Genomic DNA, 18625 nt, shown 5'->3' on the forward strand with positions numbered 1-18625 from the left:
CGATCGCGGAGATCAGATCGGGCAGAGAGACCTGCACCGGGCGGGGCTCCATCCGCACCCAGTCGAGACCTGCGGCCGCTGTCAGCCCGGTGGGCGGGCTCGGCTGGACGGTCGCCTCAGCAGGCAGTTGCGCCATGTGCTGGTCGAAAGCCGCACGGGCACTGTCGCGGCCAAACGTCAGGTCGGCGAGGCTTTGGCTATTCTCATCGCCGACGGTGACGGTCCACATGGTCAACGTGATGTCCATCGATGCTCCTCAGACGGTGTGTCGGGTGGCGTGGATGTGACGGATGTACAGATCCCGCATCCGCTGGTCCGCGGCGGCCGTCATCCGCCAGGCGCTGGTATCGGCTGCGAGGAGGTGCCGGACCCGTGCGCGATGGGGCCAGGCGTAGCGGGTGAAGCAGAGGGCGCCGTGCCTGGTGCACACGCCGCGTGTAGCGCCGGGGTGGGGATGCGGGGCGTGTGCCACCAGGTCGTTGTGGCCGCCGGCGCCGTACTGCTGCTCGATGCATCCGTCAGGGCCGGTGAGTACGAACTGGCCGCCGTTGACGGAGTCGTCCGTGCTCATGGTGATGACGAGGTCGGTGGCCGGAGCCTGGGGTGCTTGGCGGACAGCCCACGCTGTGATGCGGGTGCTGGTGTGGTCAGGGTCGCTGTCGACTGCGTAGCCGGCGTCGATGAGGACGGTGCGCATGGCGTTTGCTGCCCATGGACTGTCGGTGACGAGGGCCATGGCGGTGTCGCTGACGCTGTCGATGGTCAGCTGCCCGGTGGTGAATGCGGTGTAGCCGGGGGATCGGTCGAGGCTGATGGCAGTCCGGGCGGTGTGGAGGGCGCGTTCCTGCCAGGGATCTGCTGTGGTGGCAGGGTCCCAGGATGGGAGCGCGAGTTGTTCGGGGACAGTCTCGATCACTTGCTGCTCCTGGTGGTTGGTGTGGGTGTGGTCACGGCCGGGCGGCTCAGCGGCAGCAGCCGTCGTCCTTGCGCTGGCCCGTGGTCGGCCGGGCGGCGGTGGGCACGGCGGCGGGGTCCTTGAAGCCGCCGCGGGTGACGGCTCGGCGGACGGCGCGGGCGTGGTGCTCCCAGTAGGCGCGGTCGTCGTCGCTGAGCTGCTCCCAGTCGGGGCCGCGGGGGTCGAACCGCTGGGACAGCCAGGCCGGCAGGGTGTCGGGGTTGTCGCTGTCGTCGGCGACGACGTGCGCCACCACGGCGGCGGACTGCGCGGCGGCGTCCTCGCGTGCCCATTGCTGCTGCCGGTCTTCGAGGCGCTGGAGGACGGTTGCCTCGCCCTCGTAGTCCCGGTCCTCGCGGCACTGGGCGGCCAACTCGCGGAACGACTGAACGACCTCCCCGCGCTGCTTCTCGACGGCCGGCCGCTCCATTCCGGCGACGCGGGCGCGGAGGGCGATGAGTTCGGACTCGCGGCGGGCGGCCAGTTCGCCGAGCGTCCGCTTTTCGGCGCGGAGGCGCTCGATCGCGCCGCGCATCTTCTTCATCGCGGTCTCGTCCTCGCCGTGCCAGCGGATCAGTTTCGCGATCTCGGCTTGCTGCTCGCTCGCGTCGGCGCGGAGGCGGCGGATTTCGTCGGCCATGGCCTTGACCGTCTCCGGGCTCATCGCGGCGATGAACCTGGCGTCGGCCTTTCCTCCGTCGCCCTCGTCGGCGCGGCAGGTCTCGCCGATCCAGGCGGACAGGCCGGGAAGGTATTCGCTGCCCTGGTAGATCTCTGCACCGTCGGTGCACCACGGTCCGGGCGTAGCGGCGGCAGCACGGGCTTCGATGGCGTCGAGGTCGAGGGGCTGGGTGGGCTCGGGCATGACGATCTCCTTCATCGTGATCAGGCGGACGGGCGGGTGTGGGTGCGGCGGTCGCTGTGCTGGCTGCCCCAGCGCATGCACTCGTGGGCGTGCAGTCCGTCGTGGTCGACGTCCAGTTCGCAGCGGAGCGGGCCCTCGCCGGGGACGGTGATGTGGTGGGGGCAGACCTTCGCGGAGTCGCGCAGGTGTCGCCGGGGCTGCGGGTCGTGTGGCATCAGGTCTCCAGGGGTGCGAGGCGGGCGGTCAGGCGGAGGGCTCGATCAGTGCTCGGGCGACGGCCAGGGCCCGCTGCGTGCGGCCCCGGAGTTCGGCGCCCGGCACCTGCTTGATGAGGTCGGCTTCGAAGTCGAGCCACTGGGCGAGCGGCTCCCTGGCCTTCAGCAGGGCGGCCACGGCCGGCGTGGCGGTCATCGCGGCGGGGAAGCGGGCCTGGCGCAGGGCGGAGGCGGCTGCGTGCAGTTCGTCGGGGGTGCTGTTCACGGTGCTCCTTGGTGGTTGGGGTTGCGGTGTGCGGTGGGTGCGGTGGCCGGGTGGTGCGCGGGGTTAGGCGGCGGGGTGGTGGGTGCAGGGCGGCGGTGTCGGCCCGGACGGGGCGGTACCGCACGGCCAGGCGCCCTTGCGGGGGATGTGGTAGAGCGGGGGCTCCGGCTCTGCAGCGGCCGGCTTCGGCTTGGCCGGGCGGCCCGTGAGCGCCCTGAGGTACGCCTCAAGGTCGCCTTGCTCTCGCATGGCGCCGATGTCCGCGGGCGTCGGATCGGCGTTCACGTCTGCGCCATGTCGACAAAACGGGAATAGTGGCCCTGGAAGGCGCACGTGATCGTGCCGGTCGGTCCGCCGCGATGCTTACCTACGATCAGGTCTGCCTCGCCGGCCCGCGGCGACTCCTTCTCGTAGGCGTCCTCCCGGTGCAGGAGGATCACGATGTCGGCGTCCTGCTCGATTGCACCCGACTCGCGCAGGTCCGACACCAGCGGCTTCTTCTCCGTGCGCTGCTCAGGCCCACGGTTGAGCTGGCAGAGGATCACCACGGTGATGCCGAACTCCTTGGCCAGCAGCTTTAAGCCGCGCGACAGTTCGGCAACGGCCTGCTGCCGGTTCTCCGCCTTCGGCGCCTGCATCAGCTGCAGGTAGTCGACCACCACGAGTCGAAGCCCTGCCGTGCGCACCAGGTGGCGGACCCGGCCACGCAGCACCGGCATCGACAGGATCGGCGAGTCACTGATGTACAGCGGGGCCGCGGCGATGGCCGGTGCCCGGCGCGCGGCCCGCGCCATGTCGTCGTCGGTAGCGATGCCCGCCTTCAAGTGGTGGTGGGCAATGCGCGCCTCGGCGGACAGGATCCGGTCCGACAGCTCGGGCTTGCCCATCTCCAGCGACTCGATAAGCGTCGGGATGCCGTGCTCGATAGCGGCAGCACGGACAAAGTCCTGCCCGATCGTGGTCTTGCCCATCGCCGGCCGGGCCCCGACGACGACAAGCTGACCGGGAGACCAGCCACCGCACAGCAACGAGTCGAGATCGAGGAAACCCGTCGGAATGCGGTCTTCCTTGGTCGGCTTGGTAACGGCGCGGACCAGGGAGTCGCCGAGCAGGTCGCCGATCGTGGACAGTTCGGCCTGCTCGCCGGAGCGGACGACGCCGTCGAGCTCGGCCTGGGCGGCGGGGATGTCTTCGTCGCGGTCGAAGGCAGCGGACCGGCCGCGGGCGACACAGTTGTGGCCGTGGGCGATGAGCCGGCTGGCCTCGGCCGCCTTGGTGACCTTGTCGGCGTGCCATCCGGTGGTTCCCGGTGTGGCGCACCGGTACAGATCGGCAAGCTGCGCCTCACTGGGGCACGGGATGGGCAGGTATCCGGACGCTTTCCAGGCGGCGAGCTGGCGGTGGACGGACTGCCAGCGGATGTCGCCGGTCGTGAGGGTCTGACGAATCTCGTCGACGGCGTGCCACACCCACCGGTACCAGTCGGTGGTGATGTCGGCCGGATCGAACTCAGCGGCGATCTCGTCGATGAGTTCGGGCCGGTCCATGACGTTGGCGGCGATGACGCGCTCGGAGTCGAGTTCGGCGGGTCGATCGGCCAGCGGCTGCGGCTCGTCGATGGGGGCGTCCCACAGGTCGCTGCTCACGCGGCGGCTCCCCGGCGGCGGTCGGCGCCCTGGAGGAGGACGACACCGCCGCGGCACATCTCGGCGAGGCGGGACCGGACGCGGTCACCGACGACCTCGGCAAGCTCGGCCGGCAGCACATCACAGGTGATGATCACTGGGCGGCGGTTGACGTACCGCTCGTCGAAAATCTCGTACAGCCGCTCCTGCGTCCACGCGGAGGGGCGGGCTGCGGCAAGGTCGTCGATGAACAGCAGGTCGACCCTCTGCAGTTGCTTGACAAGCGCGCGGCCCGAGCCGTGGTGGGCGTCCGGGCGAAGCGCGTCGAACAGTGCGGTGGAGCGGAAGATCTCGACGACGGGGGTGCCGCGGTAGTCGGCGCCGAACTGGGTGTGCACCCACTGGCGGGTGGCCTGCCAGGCGGAGTGCGTCTTACCGACCCCGATGGGCCCGGTCAGGAACAGGCTGGGGCAGTCGGCGTGGCCGGTGGCCCACTTGGCGACGGCCGGGTCGAGTTCGATGCGCGGCTGGTAGATGCCGGGGATCTTGGCGGTGAAGGTGGCAACGGCGGCGTCGCGGCGTTCGGCGATCCAGGACTGCCGGGCGGTCGGGTCAGAACTTGAGGGCATCGGGGATCTCCTCCTCGGGGATCTCGCGGGGTGCGGTGGTCGGGCCGGCCGGGCGGTTCTTGCGCTGCTGCACCAGGGCCTGCCGGCGGAGGGTTTCGTACTTGGCGCGGAGCTTTCCGGGGCTGAGGATGTGCGCCTGCCAGAAGTCGTCGGCGTGGGCCCAGTCGATGGCGGCGATGGCCTGGTCGGGGGTTACGCCGTCAACGTCGAGCAGCAGCCGGATGTCGTTGCGCCACGTCTTGGTGATGCGCGGCTTCTTGCCGCCGCCTTTCTCGATGACGGCGGCCAGGTGCTGGCAGACGCGTTCGACGTCGAGGCGGGGTGAGGTTTCGTCGGATGCCGGAGGCTCCGGATTTCCCTCTATTCCTTTTCCCTGCTCCCTGCTCCCTGCTCCCTGCTCAGGGGCGTCATCCTCCGGAGGACTCTGGAGGGTTTCCGGAGTCCTCCGGTAATCCTCCGGAGAGTCGGAAGTGTGCAGGTCAGAGGCTTGCCGTACCTCGCATGGCGTGGGGAATCGAGGCTTCCGCGGGTGGCTGACTTTTTGGTGCTCGGTCCAGCTGTTGACGTACACGAGAGGCCGTCCTGAAGCCTCGTACAGAGTGATGAGGCGGCCTTCCTGAAGGCTCTGGAGATCCTCGCGAGTCCTCTGGAGGATGTCCGGAGCCTCTTCGAGGGGCCAGATGGCGGCCCGGATGAGACGCGGGTCCGCCTGGCCGACGCCGTTGTCGTCGACGTAGGTCCACAGGCCGATGAAGGTGAGGCGCGCGGACAGCGGCTGCTCGGCGATCGTGAGGGAGGTGAAGAACTCCGGCTTGATCGAGCGGATCCGTGCCATGGGGTGGTCTTCTTTCAAACGCTCGGATGGCGGCTGGGGTGGGGTGTGCTGCTGGTTAGGGCCGGTCGCGTGGCCGGCGGCCCGCGGTCACGCGGCGGCCCGGAGGTCCCGCTCGCCGACGCCGGCAGCCGCGCGGATGACGGCGTCGGCGAGCGGGACCGGGACTGCGTTGCCGACGATCAAGTGCTGCTGGCCCTGGCGGCCGTGGAACTTCAGGCCGGGCCGGAAGCCTTGGAGCTTCGCGCACTCGGCGATTGTGGGGCGGAGGTGCGGCAGCTCCCGGTCCTTCCACAGCGGGCTGCCGATCGTCTTCCGCATCGCCTGCCGGGTGCCGTTGCCGAAGGGCTCCGCGCCGCCGGTTGCGGTGCCGCCGCCTGTGACGGTGGGCGCCGGCCGCTGGGTGTAGCCCCAGCCGATGACGTCCGTCATCGCGGTGAGCGGCGGCTGGCCAGGCCCGCCGTGCGTCGGCGCCGGCAGCGCCACCTCACGAACCCGGGACGCGATCAGCACGGCACGGGGGCGGCGCTGGCCGAGCCCGTAGTCGGCGGCGTCCAGCACGCCGGTGGCGGTGCTGTACCCCCACCGGGTGAGGATCTCCGCGTACTGCTCCCACACCGGGAGGACGGACGGCACCTGCTCCATCGCGATCCACTCGGGCCGCAGGTCGTAGTGCCAGCGCATCGGCTCCGCAGTGAGGATGGACCGGTCGTCGAGGCAGGCGGCGCCGATCCGGGCCCGGGTGTCGCGGCCGTGGGCGAGGTCGTCGATGGCCTGGTGGACGAGGGGCAGGTCGCGGAGGCCGAGCTTCTTCCCGGACTTGCCGAAGCCGGGGCAGGGCGGGCTGTCGATCTTCCCGGTGGTGCGGCCCTTGAACGGCGCCGTCGGGTACTGGGTGACGTCGCAGTGGATGGTGGTGTGCCCGGCGGCGATGCGGGTGAGGCAGGCAGCCCAGTCGAGCTCGAGGCCAATGTCGTGGAGGCCGAGATGGGCGAGGGCCTCCGTCCAGCCGATGCCGGCGAAGCCGTGGACGATCACGCTGCCACCGCCTCGTCTGCCGAGTGGCGGAGCATGGCCTGCTGCAGGTGGTTGCGGGTCACCCCGAGGCGTTCGGCGACCCGCTCGATGTCGACGCCGTGCCGCAGGAGTTCGCGCCCGTCGTGGGCCAGGTCGACTTCCCGGCTGCGGGCCTCGCCGCGGGCCTGTGCCAGCTCGCGCCACCGTTCGCTGTGCGTCAGGTGGGCGCGTTCGGCCTTCCACTGCCCGTGTGCCGCCTCGCACGGCTGGCAGACGGGGATACCTTCCAGGCGGTGCAGCCACCAGCCGCGGTCGGTGCCGCAGTGCCCGGTCCAGTCCGGCTTGGCGTCGGGGTCGTCGATGGTGTCGGGGTCCCACGCTTCGGGACCGGCCCAGCCGTACCGGGTGGCGTAGGTACGGCTGCGCGAGGCGATGGAGGGGTGTACGCCGTGTTCCTCCGCGGCCTTGGCGGAGAGGTCGTTGTAGACGTCGCGGATGGCGCGGGCGAGCTTGGCGGTGACCTTGGTCCGGTAGCGGAGCCGCTCGAGAGTCTGCACGCTTGAGCAGTCGATGCGCTGGTGGATGGCCTTGGAGGACCAACCCATCTTGGCGAGCGCCTGGAGCCGCCGACGGGTGCCGGTGGCGTCGATGTTGGCGCCGTCTTCGTAGTCGTCCAGGGCCGGCCAGTAGGCCAGCAGGGCTTGTGCGCTCTCGGTGCGGATGGCCGCGGCGGGCCCGTACTGGTCCTTGCGGTAGAGCAGGTACTCGAGGGTGCCGATGCCGACACTGGTGTGCTTGGCGATGCCGGCCAGGCCCATGCCGGTGGCCTGGATGGCGAGGACGTGCTCGCGGACGCGTGCGGCGTCGGTGAAGGGCTGCCACTGGCCGTAGCCGATGAGCCGACGGCGGCGCCGGGCCCAGCGGTTCTTGGCCTCCCGGATGGCCTGCTCGGTCGGCATCACGCGGCCTCCTTCCGGTATGCGGTGGTGCCGATCCACTGGCGGCACAGGGAGCGGTGGACGGTGGCGCGGCGGGAGGGGACGACGCCGGCGTGCTCGATGACGCCGGCCTTCGCGGCGGCCATGAAGGCGGCGCCCCAGCGGGCGGTGTGGTCGGGTTCGTCGACGAGGCCTTCGGCGATGAGGTCGGCGGCCTGGAACGGGGTGCCGCGGCGGGCCATGAGCTCTATGGCGGCCCGGCAGGCGGTCGCCCAGTCCGGCGGGGTGTTCGCGGCGACCCGGGCGATGCCGTCGGCTTTCGCGGTCTCGCCGGCGGCGGCGGAGACGGCGCCTTGCGGTGTGATCGGCAGCTGGAGCTGTGTCATCGTGGTCTCCTAGTTCTGAGGAGACCGGCCGCGATTCGGGCGCGGCCGGCGCCTCGGCGGTTACTCGGTGGGCTGCGGCTCGGCGAGCCAGGCGAGCAGCGGGCCGGCGATGTCGCGGGCCCCGTTGGGCCGCTTGATGACCTGCCGGTTGAGGGCGGGGCAGCGGGACTTGAGAACTTCAAGCGTGTTCTCCAAGTCCATCGCCACGGCGACGTCGAACTCGTACTCGATGCCCTTGCGCTGCTCGGGCCGCATGCCGACCCGCTCGGGCTTGCCGTTCACCAGCACCCACTCGGTGTAGGAGCGCATTGAGCAGACGACGTGGCCGGGGTAGTCGAGGATGGCGGCGACCATGTCGTTCTGGAGCGGGGTGCCGTCCTTCCAGCCGGCGAACTTGTTTCCGCCGTACTTGGCCTTGGCCTTCTCGACCTGTTCGAGGGTGCCGTCGGTGCCCTTCCAGAAATGGGAGAGGCTGTCGACGAAGACGGTCGGGTAGCCGGCCTGGGCGGCGGCGTCGAGGGCGCGGCCGAGGTCGCGGGGGTCGTAGCGCTCCATCGGCAAGGTGTCGAACTGGAGACCGCGGTGTCCGGCGTACAGGCTGGCGGCTCCCCGCTCGGTGTCGATGACGCCGAACTTCTGACCTTCGGACAGGCCGTGTGCGATGGACAGGCCGGTCCAGGTTTTGCCGGAGCCGGACATGCCCTGGATGGACAGGCGGGCCTTGCGGCCGGCCTTGCTCGCGGGCCGAAAGGTGAACTGCTGCGAGGAGCCGTTCTGTTCGGCGTCCGAGCGGCCGGTGCGGATGGGCGGCGGGAGCTGGGACATGCGGGTTACTCCTAGGCGTACTGGCGCTCGACCCAGGCGGGGAGCGAGATCATCGGGTTCGGCAAGTAGCCGGGCCATTCGTCGCGTTCGCGGCAGATGGCGTAGGTGTTGAGGGCGACCTCGTTGAGGTGGCGGCCGATGCCGCGGGCCATCGGGTCGCAGGTCGTGACGACCACCAGGTAGGGCGGGTCTTTCTCCTGCACCACGAACTGCATGGGCTGCTCGGGGTCGGCCAGGTCGAGGACTGCGCCGGCCTCCTCGTACCAGTCCTGCTGCTGGTGGTAGCCGTGCTCGGAGAACGCCTTCTCCAGGTCCTCCCGGCGGCAGGACCGGGCGGTCTTGTAGTCGACGATCTGGCCGTCGTTGCGGAGGAAGTCGAAGCGGGCCCGACGCCAGATGCCGTTGTCCTCCCAGAAGGCGGACATCTCGGCGAGCCCGGAGCCGGGCTCCAGCAGCTCGGCCGCTTCCTCGTTGGCGCGTAGCGCGGCGGCCATCGAGTGGACCTGCTCCAGCTCGTGGCGCTTGAGGGGGATGTCACCGGCGGCGCGTATGGCGGCGACCTCGGCCTTGATGCTGTCGGTGTCCCACCGTGGGGCGTCGACGAGGACGAGCTCGGGGCCGTCGTCGAGTACGAGCTTGTGGGCGGCGGTGCCGAGGTCGAGTGCCTTGGTGTGGGGCTGGGGGTGGTCGAGCTGCCACTTGAAGACGGCGGGACAGTGCTTCACGAGGGTGCGGGCGCCGGTTGAGGAGAGGCTGCCGCCGGAGATGGGGTCGGAGTGGTACTGCTCGGCGGGGATGTCGTACAGGCCGGGCTCGATGTCGACCGGCGCAGTTCCGGGCCCGCCCTCGCAGTCCTCGCAGAGGCCGGTGGCCGGCACGAACGGCCCGTCGGTGGAGCCGCACTGGCGGCAGGCGAGCGGGCTCACGCGGCGACCTGCCCGCCGGCGATGGCCTGGAGGACCGCGATGCCGTTCTCGTCGTACTTGGCGAGGAGGATGGCGTCGCCGTAGGCGGGGAACGTCGAGCAAAGCTTGGCTCGGTTCACGGCGTCGGCGCGGTCGATCAGGGTGATCAGGGCTTCGGTCCAGTCGCCGGCCGGGTAGCCGCCGCGACCGAAATGGGAGAGGACGTGGCAGGCGACCTCGCGCGGGATCCTGGGGCGCTTGGCGTTCATGGAGGCTCCTGTGGGTGTGCTGGGGGTGGCGGCTGGCCCCGGACTGGGGGTGTGGGGCCAGCCGCCTCGGAGGCCGCGGAGCGCGAGGGGGGCGCTCGACACGGCGGGCTGGGGGGGCTGCCGGTCAGGCGGTGGTCTCGGCAGGCTGCGGCTTGACGGCCTTCCACTCGTCGGACTCGGCGTCGTAGGTGACGAACGGGTTGTCTTCGACACGGAAGCCGATCCCGGCGCTCTTTGCGTGGTTCAAGGCGAGCGCCAGCTGGACGGCCCACTTGCGGGGCTCCTCAGCCGTCTGCTTTGCGAGGCGCTTCTCGTGCTCGTCGCTCCACTTCTGCGGGTCGAAGCCAGCCTTTTCGGCCATGTCCCATGCCCACTCGCCCAGTTCGCCAGAGTCCAGCTCCTCGGCGGTGTCGTTGACGACCTGCTGGGCGGCCCGCGGGTCGACCTGGTGCAGTGCGTCGAGGAACCGGTAGGCCATCCAGTCCGAGACGCCCCGGCTGATGTGCGCGAACCACGCGTCGCGGTCGCCGTCGAAGTCGCAGTTGTAGGCGTTCGTCGTGGAGTCCAGGACGCCGCGGAGCAGGTTGGCGGCGGTCTCACGGATGTCTCGGGTGGCTTCGTAGCGGGACGGTTCCGGCTGCGGCAGGCTCTCCATGTCGACGTCCGCTGCGCCCGCGGCGAGGGTCCACAGCCACAGGTCGTGTGCGGACTTGAAGGTCTGTCCCTTGGCCGGGCCGATGCTGCCACCGTTGGTGGGCATCTGGGCGCCGATGAAGTTTTCACCGAAGAACAGGACGGCCTTGCGGTCGGCGGTGACGCGGACACGGAGGCTCTGCTGGATGGCAGCCCACCGCGGCAGATAGCCGGTGTTGAGAGCCGGGAACGGCTCGCCTTCGACGGTCTGTGCGGCGATGGTACGGAGCAGGCCCCGCCAGTCGGGGAACTCCAGCGCGGTGTTGGTGGCCACGGTGAGGTCGGCGAGCGGCCCGTCGAAGACGACCCGGTCCTTGACGGTGTTGATGGTGATGTAGGCGGCGCCCTTCAGCGAGTCGATCCACTGGCGGAGAGAGGGGACGAAGTCGCCGGGGATGGTGCGCGCCCACGGCTCCTCGTTCTGGTCGCCGTCGGCGAGCCGGTAGCGGGCCGCGGCGAGGGTGAACCGGTCGGAGGCGACGGCATACAGGTACTGACTGTCGACGTCGAGCCGGATGCCGTGCAGCGGTTCGACGTCCTCGTGGCCCATGTGGTCGGCCGTCTGGTCGAGGAGCAGCTTCAGTTGGTGGGCGTTGATGGTGACGGACAAGGTGATCCCTCCGTGGGATGCTGGTGGTGGATCCCCGGGCGTCTGCCGCGCTCGGGGCTTCTGCTTGGGCGCCGGCCTGGCGGGGCGGGTGGTCACCGCCGGGCCGGCGGGTCAGTGGCCGGACGGCGGTTCGTCGCCGTAGAGGTCGGCGGGGATGTCGGCGTGGCCGGAGAGGATGTCGTCGATCAGACCCGGGTCGGTGATCCATGCGGGTGCCCGGCGCGGGGTGATGCCGAGGCCGGACAGCAGGCCGGGCAGTATCACCGGGTCCGCGTCGGCCGGCATCGACGGCAGATCCAGCGGCGCCGTCACCGGACAGGCTCCGAGTCAAGGACGTAGGTGACGGCGCGGGCCTGCCATCGGTGCATCGGCTCCCGGTAGTTGTCGCCGCGCGGGGTGATGGCGCCGGGGTCGTAGATGGCGAAGGCGATACGGCGCTGCAACGGCAGCTCCATCAGCGTCCTCGCCCCCATGCTGAGCTTGCGAGCGGCCTCCCGGCCTCGAAGCTCTCGCAGCCGCTCGGCGCGCTCGTCGGCGGTCAGCACTCGGTCGCTCACTTCGCCTCCTTCGGCATGCATGTGCAGCGGTCGGGATGGGCGCAGGCCATGGCGTCGAACACGGCCTCGTACCAGTCATCGGGCTGCGGGGTGGCGGTGTGGCCGGCGGGCGGCTCGGCGAGCAGGGCCTGCAGACGGGCAGCGGCGTCTCCGCTCGTAGCGGCAGCGATCCACTCCCGCATGGCGTCACGGAGGTCGGCGTTGAGGCGGGACAGGTCCGTGGTCATCGGGTCACGGCCTGTCCGGCTGCGGCGAGGCACGCGGCCACGATCACGGCGGCGGGGACGTCGCTGTCGAAGTGCACCGACCAGGACCAGGCGCCACCGGGCCCGTCCAAGCCTGAGTCGTACAGGTCGTCGACCTCGGACCACACCGTGCCGTTCGCCGCGGCCAGCCGGCCCCGGGAGTCCTCCCGCCAGCCCGCCCGGGCCAGGGCCTGGCGCACGTCGGTGCGGGGGTTGCCGAACTCGCTCATGCCAGGCTCCTCAGGTGGGAGCCCATGCGCTCCGGGTTGGACGAGACGGTCTTGTCGGCGCGGCGGTGCATCGCGAGGACGTCCTCGCGGTCGGCCACGTCCTCCACCGACAGCGGGTTGCAGGGGCGGTTCAGCTCCCGGTCGGCGGAGCGCATCTGCAGCTCGGCCGCGACCACGTGGGCCGGCATGTGGCGCTCGGCGAACGCGCGCACCCCGGACGGCAGCGGCTCGTACACGTGCGGCGACGTCTTCGGCATCAGGCTGTTCACGACGCCTCCCCGAGACCGAGCTGGGTGGGGAACGCCGCAGCGTAATAGCGGTCCCAGGTCTCCTCGAACACGGGCCGGTGCCGCACCGTCCACGCCTTCGTCTCGCGGACCGTGCCGTTCGGCAGCTCCGACTGGCGCTTCCCGATCTCCTCGCCAGTCCGCTCCTTGTGGATGGCGGCGGCCCGGCGGCCGAACCAGGACTGGACCGAGTCGATCTCGCGGCGCCGCAGGCCCTTGCCCTTCAGGAAGTCGGGGACGTACAGGGGCACGTCGAGCGGGTCGACCTCCGGCTCCTCGCCCAGCGCCCGGGCGGCGACCAGCCGGGCCTTCGTCTCCAGCCAGTCCGGCGCGACGATGCCGGAGAGGATGGACAGCACCTCGGCCTGCTGCTTCGCCCGGGAGATCAGCGAATCGAGCTGGTCCTCGGTGGCCCGCGGGTTGATCGCGCCGCCCTCGGTCCAGTACCCCTCGATCGCGTCGGCGGTCTCGTTCTGGAAGGCGACCAGCGTCGGGCGGAGTCCCTCGGCGACGCGGTTCTCGTTGACCGTGGCGAGCAGCATCAGGAAGGTGCGCACCGGCACGACGGCCATGGAGCGAGTCTTGCCGTCCTCCGCAACCATGGGGCTCTGCCCCACGGTTGCCCAGGAGCGTTGGCGCAGCTTGGCCAGCTGAGTCGAGTAGTCCAGCCCGAGTGCTTCGACGGCTGGCTTGAGGATGACGTGCGGCTGGCCGTCGACCAGCGTGGTGTGGATGGAGCCGGCCGACAGGTCGAGTTTCACGACCTTGGTCGACTCGTGAGGCAGAATGGACACAGGCGGTCCCTTTCGCTTCGTGCGTTCTGGTTGGGGATCGCGAGGTCGTCCCGGGGTCGCATTCGGGGCGGCCTCTTTGCGTGCCGCGTCAGGCGGCGGCGCGGGCCGGCTCAGGCGGCGGGCTGGAGGCGGGGCTCCGCCGGGCGAGACTCGTGCAGTCGGTCGGCGTCGGGCATGCGCGCCGCCTGGTACTGGCCTTCGAGGTAGGCGTCCAGCTCGGCGACCCGGTAGGCGATGTAGCCACCGATCTTGAAGCTGTGCATGCCGTTGTCGACGTCCTTGCCGATGAGGCGCCACTTGCGGAGCGTTCCGATGGTGAGGCCGAGGTGGATGGCTGCCTGTTCGATCCAGAGGCAGCCGGCGGGGGGACTGGGCTTGGGTCCCTTCCTGTACACGCTGGTTACTCCTTTGCGGTGGGGGTGCTTTCGGTAGACGTGTCGTCCAGTTCTGGAGACGCTGGGGGCATGAAGAGGACGAGTATGCCGACGCCGAGGGCCTCCACGAGGGAGTGGGCGTCGTTGATGTCGGCGGACTTCTGGGTCCCCTTGGCCAGCTTCTCGATGGTGTTGCGGTTCACGCCGCTGGTGTCGGCCAGGGCGCGTATCGAGTAGGGCTTTCCGCGACCGGGGTTCTCCATGATCCATTTGAAGATCTGGGCGTTGCGGAGCATGTAGCGACGACTCAATGGATCCCCCGAGGTGCGGAGTGCCTTGATGGGATGAGTTAAGCATGACAGAGACGAATCGTCTACTCATCTGGACGTTCGACTGGCGGGAACCGATAGAGATCATGGCGCGATAGAGTGCTTCTGTAGACGATCCGTCTCCAACGCGAGATGGTTGTACGGACTGAGCTGGTAATTTGCGCGCGCCCATCCGTATCCCCAGAGACAGCCGGTGTGACAGTGACGCGAGAGGACGAGGACATGACGGCAGCGGCCACCGCCCCTGACCAAGGCGCGGCCCAGCAGCCTGCGCCCATTGGTGCACTCTCTCAGCTCATCCAGGACGCACTCGACAAGGGCGACTCCTACGGGAAGCTCGCGGAACGCGCCATCGACCCAGAGACCGGCGAAACCGTCTCCAAGCCGTACCTGCAGCGCGTGGTGAAGAACCCGCCGGCCAACCCGCCCACCGTGCCGATGATGCGGGCTATTGCCGCCGCCCTGCGCAAACCGTTCCGGCACGTACAAGAGGCCACCGCCAGGCAGTGGCTGATGTACGAGTCGACCGATCTGGCCGGCTATGGCGACACGGTCCGCATCATCGTGAGCCACCTGGCGGGCATGCCTGACTCGGAGAAGCGCAAGTGGCAGGCGATGATTGAGGCGGCGGAGCGAACCCGGCGCGAGTCAGGCGAGTAGCGACAGCCGGGAGCCCGACACCAAGCGGATTGTCTGATCACTTCAGGCGACGTACCCTTCACCAACCGTGCATATTTGGCCGTTGTGGCTCCATGTGCACTGTTGCACCGCGGGGAGGGTTCATGCTGCACGTCACCTACGAAGCCACCAGTGACCTCGAACCAGGACGCATCGCCCGGATCGACGAGGAGCGGGGAGCCATCCACGTCACGGTGGACAGACGCGAACCGCTCAAAAACGTCATCGAGCAGCTCAACACCGAGATGGCACAGTTCCTGTCGCGCGCCGACTGGTATCAGCTGTGGGGCCACGAGATCGTATCCCGTCATACCCCCGACCGCCCGCTCCGGCTGGAGTTCACGCTGGTCCCCGGGTTCTCCGACGACATCGGCATAGCCGAGGACCGGGGAGTCGTGCGCATCTACGTGGCCGCCGCCATGACGACCGAACAGTTCGCCGCCGCCATGAACCCGGCGGTACGGGACTTCCTCGACCGAGGCTGCTGGTTCCAGATGTTCGCTGGTGAGATCATCGACCACAGCGCAGGGCCGATGAGCCAGGTCTGAACGAACGGGGGCAGCGGTGCCGGGATACATCGAAGACCGCTGGTACACCAGGAAGCCCGACCCGGCCACCGGCAGGAAACGCAAGACCGCGCGGTACGGCAAGGGCAAACGCTGGCGCGTCGCCGGCATCCCCGGTGTCCGGGACCGGTCATTCGAGCGCGAGGCCGACGCCAAGAAGTGGCTGGCCGGCTCCCAGACCGATTCCACCCGCGGCACGTTCTACGACCCACGCGACGGCGACATCACGCTGCGCGAGTACGTCGAGAAGCACTGGTGGCCGACCCTGCGCAAGGCGCCCGGCACCAAGCAGTCCATGCAGCCCCGGGTGTTCAAGCACATCCTGCCGCATGTCGGGCACCTCCCGCTGAACCGCATCGGCCACGACGAGGTGCTGGCCTGGCAGGCCGCGGCCGAGAAGAACATCGACGTGTCCACGCTGTCCACGACGTGGCGGCACTTCTCGTCCATCATGCAGGCCGCACACAAGGCGCGCCGCATCCCGGTGAACCCCTTCCGGGATGAGGACTTGAAGGCGCCGACAGTGCCCAAGTCGAAGGCGAAGGCCTGGAGACCGGAGACCGTCATCGCGGTCCGCAAGGCGCTGCCAGCCCGCTACCGGATCCTGTTGGACCTTGGGATCGCGGCAGGGTTGCGGCAGGGTGAGGCGTTCGGCTTCTCACCGGACGACATCGACGGCGACGAGATCAATGTGGTGCGGCAGGTGGTCCGCATCCACTCGCGGCTCGGGTTCGCCCCGCCGAAGGGCAACAAGGAGCGGACCGCGCCGTGCCCGCCCGCGTTGGCCCGGGCGGTGAAGGAGTACACGGACCTCTTTCCGACGGTCGAGGTGACGCTGCCGTGGGTGGACCCCGACCGCCCCAACCTGGCGTGGGAGGACCGGCCGACGCGAACGGTGCGGCTGCTGGTGACGACGATCCGCACGGCCGGCAAGAGCGGCGGGGCGATGAACCGCACGTACTTCGATGACCGGATCTGGAAGCCTGCGCTGCTGGAGGCCGGGCTGATCCCGCCGCCGGAGGTCGAGATCGTGGAACGTCCGGGCCGGGAGTCGCTGAAGCGGGTGCGGTGGGGTATGCCGCGCGAGGAGGGCTTCCACGTCACTCGGCACACGTTCGCGTCGATCGTGCTGCAGGCCGGCGAGACGGTCACGCAGCTGGCGGCGTGGCTGGGGCACTCGGATCCGGCGTTCACGCTGCGGACCTACGTGCACTTCATGCCGAGGTCCGGGAGCAAGGGGATGGAGGCGCTCGGCGAGTGGGTGACGCCGGGGGCTGTCGAAGTCTCTGCGGCTAGTGGATCTCCCCAGATTCTCCCCAGCGCAAGATCATCCGAGGATTCTGAGAGCGCCCACGCAGGTCAGTGACCTAAGCGACAGACGAGTCGGGCTGTACGCCGGGTTCTGTTCCCCGGTTGCCTCGCGGCGGCCGGGGCGACGGCCATCCATCTAGGGCCGGCGTTGCCGCCGGCCTCGTGCGGTCTACCCGCGGACTCGGGCGGGCAGCCCTCGATCGTCCGCGCAGGGACACCGGGGTGTCCCCTCTTGACCTTGCTCCGGGTGGGGTTTACCTAGCTGCCCAGGTCACCCTGGGCACTGGTGGTCTCTTACACCACCGTTTCACCCTTACCAGGGACCGGAGTCCTTGGCGGTTTGCTTTCTGTGGCACTGTCCCGCGGGTCACCCCGGGTGGCCGTTAGCCACCACCCTGCCCTGTGGAGCCCGGACGTTCCTCGGGAAGCCCCCTAGGGGACTCCACGCGGCCGTCCGCCCGGCTCGTCTGCCGTGAGGACCATGGTACCGGGCGGCCGCCCCGGCACGGACCGCGCCCGCTCCCCCTACGTTCCCAACGCCCCGAGCCCCCGCTTCCACGCCGCCTCCAGGTCCGCGTCGGCCGGGAAGCGGCCGTGGATCTCCAGGATGACCATGCCGTGGGCGAAGGCCCAGAAGGCGCGGGCCAGGTCCAGGTCGCCGGCGCAGGCGCGCAGCAGGGGCAGGGCGGCCCGGTCCTCCAGGCCGGCGGGCAGCTCGGCGCGTGGCAGGGGCCGCTCGGTGCCCAGGCGGTACAGGTGGGGGTGGGCGAGGGCGTAAGCGCGGTACGCCCCGGCGAGCGCGTCCAGCGAGCCGGGGGCGCGGGCCCCGGCGGCCTCCAGGACCTCCGCCGTCTCGGTCAGCAGCTGTGCCACCAGTTCGACCTCCACGGCGTGCTTGTCGGGGAAGTGCTTGTACAGCGACGGGGCCTTGATGCCGAGGCGGTCGGCGAGGGTGCGCATGGTCAGCTGCGCGGGTCCGGACTCCTCCAGGAGGTCCCGGGCCGCCGTCACGATCTCCCGTGCCCGGGGGGTGAGCCGGTCAGCCACGCTGGAAGCCCTCCTTGGTGCGCAGTCCGTAGCCGAAGACGCGATCGTACGAGATGTGGGCGAGCCAGCCGGACAGTGCCGCGAAGACGGGCGGCCAGTGCAGCGGGAGCGCGGCGCAGGCGACGGCGAGCGCGAGCGGGACCGACGCGCGGTGCATGGCGTTGTAGTACGGCACCGCGCGCGGCGGCAGCTGGCCCCTGGCCATGCGGGGTGCCTCGTCGAGCGCGACCAGGAAGGTCAGATCCGGCAGCACGAGGAAGGCCAGCGCGAGCACCGTGGCCGGCCAGCCGTGCCGCACGCATTCCACCACCGCGAAGGCCGACCAGAACAGGGCGAACGCCAGCCACGCCCCGCGTCGTAGGGCTGAGTCCCCGATGCGCCGGGTGACGGTCGTCGTCATATCGGCTGTCGTGGTCATGGCTGCCTTTCGGTCGTCGTCACGGCGCGCCGGGACAATGGCTAACACCGTTAGCCACGACCATAAGGCTAACAGCGTTAGCCGTCAAGAGCCGTTCGCTCCAGCGCGTCGAACGCCGACTCCAGCCGGTCCCTGTGCTCCCGGGCCACCTCCGCCACCGGGTCTCCGGCGAGCAGCCGGCGCACGGAGGCGACGAACACCGTCCGGTACGCGGCCATGATCAGCGCGGCCGACAGCTCCGGGTCCGCCACGCCCGCCTCGCCGAACGCGCCGGCCAGCGCCGCCTCTACTTCCTCCACGCCCTCCCGGGCCCGGGCGCGCAGCGCGGGCGAATCGGCGACGATCCGCCAGAAGTCGGCGAAGGTGTCCCCGACCCCGCCCAGCGGATGCCGCTCTTCGAGGAGCCGGAGCGCGAGGCGGCGCAGGGCGGCGAGCGGGGACTCGCCGGGGGTGCGGTCGCGTACGGCCGACGCGAAGAGGCCGGCCGCCTCCGGGATGCGGTCCAGGAAGAGGTCTTCCTTGCGCGGGAAGTAGTTGAAGACCGTCATCGGGGAGACGCCCGCCGCGCGGGCGATCTCGGCGACCGTCACCGCGTCGAAGCCGCGCTTCCCGATCAGGTCCGTCGCGATGTCCGAGATCCGCTGCCGGGTCTCGCGCTTCTTCCGCTCCCGCAAGGGGAGTTCCCGGTCCTGCCTGGAATCCATGGGGAGACCCTATCCCATGAATCTATAGCCACTCAAAAATTTTAGTGACTATAGTC

Annotated in this window: 29 protein-coding genes and 1 other RNA gene; 3 read left to right on the forward strand and 27 right to left on the reverse strand. The window is 70.1% G+C overall.

The window, feature by feature from the left end; genetic code table 11:
- From AB0E62_RS35890 to AB0E62_RS36000, 23 genes are all read right to left on the reverse strand, one after another.
- Positions 1-247, reverse strand: a 247-nt coding sequence (locus AB0E62_RS35890) for a hypothetical protein (RefSeq protein ID WP_362203867.1), incomplete at its 3' end; no start/stop codon positions are given.
- A gap of 9 nt (positions 248-256) precedes the next feature.
- Positions 257-916: a hypothetical protein gene (locus AB0E62_RS35895; RefSeq protein WP_362203870.1), complete on the reverse strand. Its 660-nt coding sequence runs from the start codon at positions 914-916 to the stop codon at positions 257-259.
- Between the two features lie 46 nt (positions 917-962).
- A complete protein-coding gene (locus tag AB0E62_RS35900) occupies positions 963-1820 on the reverse strand; it encodes a hypothetical protein (RefSeq protein WP_362203873.1) in 858 nt (285 codons plus the stop codon).
- Positions 1821-1840: 20 nt separating this feature from the next.
- The gene (locus tag AB0E62_RS35905) at positions 1841-2035 is read right to left on the reverse strand and encodes a hypothetical protein (protein WP_362203876.1); all 195 of its coding nucleotides are present in this window, start codon (positions 2033-2035) and stop codon (positions 1841-1843) included.
- A gap of 28 nt (positions 2036-2063) precedes the next feature.
- Complete coding sequence (locus AB0E62_RS35910) at positions 2064-2300, reverse strand: hypothetical protein (RefSeq protein WP_362203879.1); 237 nt, start codon at positions 2298-2300, stop codon at positions 2064-2066.
- A gap of 281 nt (positions 2301-2581) precedes the next feature.
- Entirely contained in the window at positions 2582-3946 is a 1365-nt protein-coding gene (locus tag AB0E62_RS35915) for a replicative DNA helicase (protein WP_362203881.1), read from the reverse strand.
- Positions 3943-4554: a DnaA/Hda family protein gene (locus AB0E62_RS35920; protein ID WP_362203884.1), complete on the reverse strand. Its 612-nt coding sequence runs from the start codon at positions 4552-4554 to the stop codon at positions 3943-3945. Before AB0E62_RS35920 ends, AB0E62_RS35915 begins: the two co-directional genes overlap by 4 nt.
- A complete protein-coding gene (locus AB0E62_RS35925) occupies positions 4538-5389 on the reverse strand; it encodes a hypothetical protein (protein ID WP_362203887.1) in 852 nt (283 codons plus the stop codon). Before AB0E62_RS35925 ends, AB0E62_RS35920 begins: the two co-directional genes overlap by 17 nt.
- 87 nt (positions 5390-5476) lie before the next feature.
- Positions 5477-6424 (reverse strand): DNA cytosine methyltransferase, encoded by a 948-nt coding sequence (locus tag AB0E62_RS35930; protein WP_362203890.1) that lies wholly within the window; start codon positions 6422-6424, stop codon positions 5477-5479.
- Entirely contained in the window at positions 6421-7362 is a 942-nt protein-coding gene (locus AB0E62_RS35935; protein WP_362203893.1) for a hypothetical protein, read from the reverse strand. The genes AB0E62_RS35930 and AB0E62_RS35935 overlap by 4 nt, the downstream gene beginning before the upstream one ends.
- Positions 7362-7727, reverse strand: a complete 366-nt coding sequence (locus AB0E62_RS35940; RefSeq protein ID WP_362203896.1) for a hypothetical protein — start codon at positions 7725-7727, stop codon at positions 7362-7364. The genes AB0E62_RS35935 and AB0E62_RS35940 overlap by 1 nt, the downstream gene beginning before the upstream one ends.
- Before the next feature lie 60 nt (positions 7728-7787).
- Positions 7788-8552, reverse strand: a complete 765-nt coding sequence (locus AB0E62_RS35945; protein WP_362203899.1) for an ATP-binding protein — start codon at positions 8550-8552, stop codon at positions 7788-7790.
- 11 nt (positions 8553-8563) lie between these two features.
- Complete coding sequence (locus AB0E62_RS35950) at positions 8564-9478, reverse strand: PD-(D/E)XK nuclease-like domain-containing protein (protein ID WP_362203902.1); 915 nt, start codon at positions 9476-9478, stop codon at positions 8564-8566.
- The gene (locus AB0E62_RS35955) at positions 9475-9726 is read right to left on the reverse strand and encodes a hypothetical protein (protein WP_362203905.1); all 252 of its coding nucleotides are present in this window, start codon (positions 9724-9726) and stop codon (positions 9475-9477) included. The genes AB0E62_RS35950 and AB0E62_RS35955 overlap by 4 nt, the downstream gene beginning before the upstream one ends.
- Before the next feature lie 124 nt (positions 9727-9850).
- Positions 9851-11029: a hypothetical protein gene (locus AB0E62_RS35960; protein WP_362203908.1), complete on the reverse strand. Its 1179-nt coding sequence runs from the start codon at positions 11027-11029 to the stop codon at positions 9851-9853.
- Between the two features lie 111 nt (positions 11030-11140).
- Positions 11141-11341 (reverse strand): hypothetical protein, encoded by a 201-nt coding sequence (locus AB0E62_RS35965; protein ID WP_362203911.1) that lies wholly within the window; start codon positions 11339-11341, stop codon positions 11141-11143.
- Positions 11338-11586, reverse strand: coding sequence for a hypothetical protein (locus AB0E62_RS35970; protein WP_362203914.1), 249 nt, complete (start codon positions 11584-11586; stop codon positions 11338-11340). The genes AB0E62_RS35965 and AB0E62_RS35970 overlap by 4 nt, the downstream gene beginning before the upstream one ends.
- The gene (locus AB0E62_RS35975; RefSeq protein WP_362203917.1) at positions 11583-11813 is read right to left on the reverse strand and encodes a hypothetical protein; all 231 of its coding nucleotides are present in this window, start codon (positions 11811-11813) and stop codon (positions 11583-11585) included. The genes AB0E62_RS35970 and AB0E62_RS35975 overlap by 4 nt, the downstream gene beginning before the upstream one ends.
- Positions 11810-12061, reverse strand: a complete 252-nt coding sequence (locus AB0E62_RS35980) for a hypothetical protein (RefSeq protein WP_362203920.1) — start codon at positions 12059-12061, stop codon at positions 11810-11812. Before AB0E62_RS35980 ends, AB0E62_RS35975 begins: the two co-directional genes overlap by 4 nt.
- Entirely contained in the window at positions 12058-12330 is a 273-nt protein-coding gene (locus AB0E62_RS35985) for a hypothetical protein (protein WP_362203923.1), read from the reverse strand. Before AB0E62_RS35985 ends, AB0E62_RS35980 begins: the two co-directional genes overlap by 4 nt.
- The gene (locus AB0E62_RS35990; protein WP_362203926.1) at positions 12327-13142 is read right to left on the reverse strand and encodes a phage antirepressor N-terminal domain-containing protein; all 816 of its coding nucleotides are present in this window, start codon (positions 13140-13142) and stop codon (positions 12327-12329) included. The genes AB0E62_RS35985 and AB0E62_RS35990 overlap by 4 nt, the downstream gene beginning before the upstream one ends.
- A 110-nt stretch (positions 13143-13252) precedes the next feature.
- Entirely contained in the window at positions 13253-13537 is a 285-nt protein-coding gene (locus AB0E62_RS35995; RefSeq protein ID WP_362203929.1) for a helix-turn-helix domain-containing protein, read from the reverse strand.
- Between the two features lie 5 nt (positions 13538-13542).
- Positions 13543-13827: a helix-turn-helix domain-containing protein gene (locus tag AB0E62_RS36000; protein WP_362203932.1), complete on the reverse strand. Its 285-nt coding sequence runs from the start codon at positions 13825-13827 to the stop codon at positions 13543-13545.
- A 240-nt stretch (positions 13828-14067) separates the two neighbouring features.
- Here AB0E62_RS36000 and AB0E62_RS36005 point away from each other — a divergent pair, with 240 nt between their 5' ends.
- The 3 genes from AB0E62_RS36005 to AB0E62_RS36015 all read left to right on the forward strand — a co-directional run bounded on the left by AB0E62_RS36005 (position 14068) and on the right by AB0E62_RS36015 (position 16455).
- Complete coding sequence (locus AB0E62_RS36005) at positions 14068-14505, forward strand: hypothetical protein (RefSeq protein ID WP_362203935.1); 438 nt, start codon at positions 14068-14070, stop codon at positions 14503-14505.
- Between the two features lie 122 nt (positions 14506-14627).
- Positions 14628-15071, forward strand: coding sequence for a hypothetical protein (locus tag AB0E62_RS36010; RefSeq protein ID WP_362203938.1), 444 nt, complete (start codon positions 14628-14630; stop codon positions 15069-15071).
- 16 nt (positions 15072-15087) lie between these two features.
- Entirely contained in the window at positions 15088-16455 is a 1368-nt protein-coding gene (locus AB0E62_RS36015) for a site-specific integrase (RefSeq protein WP_362203941.1), read from the forward strand.
- Between the two features lie 9 nt (positions 16456-16464).
- Here the strand turns inward: AB0E62_RS36015 and rnpB are convergent.
- The 4 genes from rnpB to AB0E62_RS36035 form a co-directional block, all read right to left on the reverse strand.
- Positions 16465-16866: RNase P RNA component class A (rnpB, locus tag AB0E62_RS36020), an RNA gene on the reverse strand.
- Positions 16867-16925: 59 nt separating this feature from the next.
- Complete coding sequence (locus AB0E62_RS36025) at positions 16926-17447, reverse strand: TetR/AcrR family transcriptional regulator (RefSeq protein WP_362203944.1); 522 nt, start codon at positions 17445-17447, stop codon at positions 16926-16928.
- The gene (locus AB0E62_RS36030) at positions 17440-17847 is read right to left on the reverse strand and encodes a DUF4260 family protein (protein ID WP_362203947.1); all 408 of its coding nucleotides are present in this window, start codon (positions 17845-17847) and stop codon (positions 17440-17442) included. Before AB0E62_RS36030 ends, AB0E62_RS36025 begins: the two co-directional genes overlap by 8 nt.
- A gap of 95 nt (positions 17848-17942) precedes the next feature.
- Positions 17943-18569: a TetR/AcrR family transcriptional regulator gene (locus tag AB0E62_RS36035; protein ID WP_362203950.1), complete on the reverse strand. Its 627-nt coding sequence runs from the start codon at positions 18567-18569 to the stop codon at positions 17943-17945.
- Between the last annotated feature and the right edge of the window lie 56 nt (positions 18570-18625).

Origin of the sequence: Streptomyces sp. NPDC038707, assembly GCF_040636485.1 — a bacterium.
Taxonomy (GTDB): Bacteria; Actinomycetota; Actinomycetes; order Streptomycetales; family Streptomycetaceae; genus Streptomyces.

What these genes read in the sequence shown, in the direction of transcription:
- AB0E62_RS35900 (WP_362203873.1), bottom strand. Translation starts at nt 1,820, where the DNA reads ATGCCCGAGCCCACCCAGCCCCTCGACCTCGACGCCATCGAAGCCCGT.
- AB0E62_RS35905 (WP_362203876.1), bottom strand. Translation starts at nt 2,035, where the DNA reads ATGCCACACGACCCGCAGCCCCGGCGACACCTGCGCGACTCCGCGAAG.
- AB0E62_RS35920 (WP_362203884.1), bottom strand. Translation starts at nt 4,554, where the DNA reads ATGCCCTCAAGTTCTGACCCGACCGCCCGGCAGTCCTGGATCGCCGAA.
- AB0E62_RS35925 (WP_362203887.1), bottom strand. Translation starts at nt 5,389, where the DNA reads ATGGCACGGATCCGCTCGATCAAGCCGGAGTTCTTCACCTCCCTCACG.
- AB0E62_RS35935 (WP_362203893.1), bottom strand. Translation starts at nt 7,362, where the DNA reads ATGCCGACCGAGCAGGCCATCCGGGAGGCCAAGAACCGCTGGGCCCGG.
- AB0E62_RS35940 (WP_362203896.1), bottom strand. Translation starts at nt 7,727, where the DNA reads ATGACACAGCTCCAGCTGCCGATCACACCGCAAGGCGCCGTCTCCGCC.
- AB0E62_RS35945 (WP_362203899.1), bottom strand. Translation starts at nt 8,552, where the DNA reads ATGTCCCAGCTCCCGCCGCCCATCCGCACCGGCCGCTCGGACGCCGAA.
- AB0E62_RS35955 (WP_362203905.1), bottom strand. Translation starts at nt 9,726, where the DNA reads ATGAACGCCAAGCGCCCCAGGATCCCGCGCGAGGTCGCCTGCCACGTC.
- AB0E62_RS35975 (WP_362203917.1), bottom strand. Translation starts at nt 11,813, where the DNA reads ATGACCACGGACCTGTCCCGCCTCAACGCCGACCTCCGTGACGCCATG.
- AB0E62_RS35980 (WP_362203920.1), bottom strand. Translation starts at nt 12,061, where the DNA reads ATGAGCGAGTTCGGCAACCCCCGCACCGACGTGCGCCAGGCCCTGGCC.
- AB0E62_RS36005 (WP_362203935.1), top strand. Translation starts at nt 14,068, where the DNA reads ATGACGGCAGCGGCCACCGCCCCTGACCAAGGCGCGGCCCAGCAGCCT.
- AB0E62_RS36010 (WP_362203938.1), top strand. Translation starts at nt 14,628, where the DNA reads ATGCTGCACGTCACCTACGAAGCCACCAGTGACCTCGAACCAGGACGC.
- AB0E62_RS36030 (WP_362203947.1), bottom strand. Translation starts at nt 17,847, where the DNA reads ATGACGACGACCGTCACCCGGCGCATCGGGGACTCAGCCCTACGACGC.
- AB0E62_RS36035 (WP_362203950.1), bottom strand. Translation starts at nt 18,569, where the DNA reads ATGGATTCCAGGCAGGACCGGGAACTCCCCTTGCGGGAGCGGAAGAAG.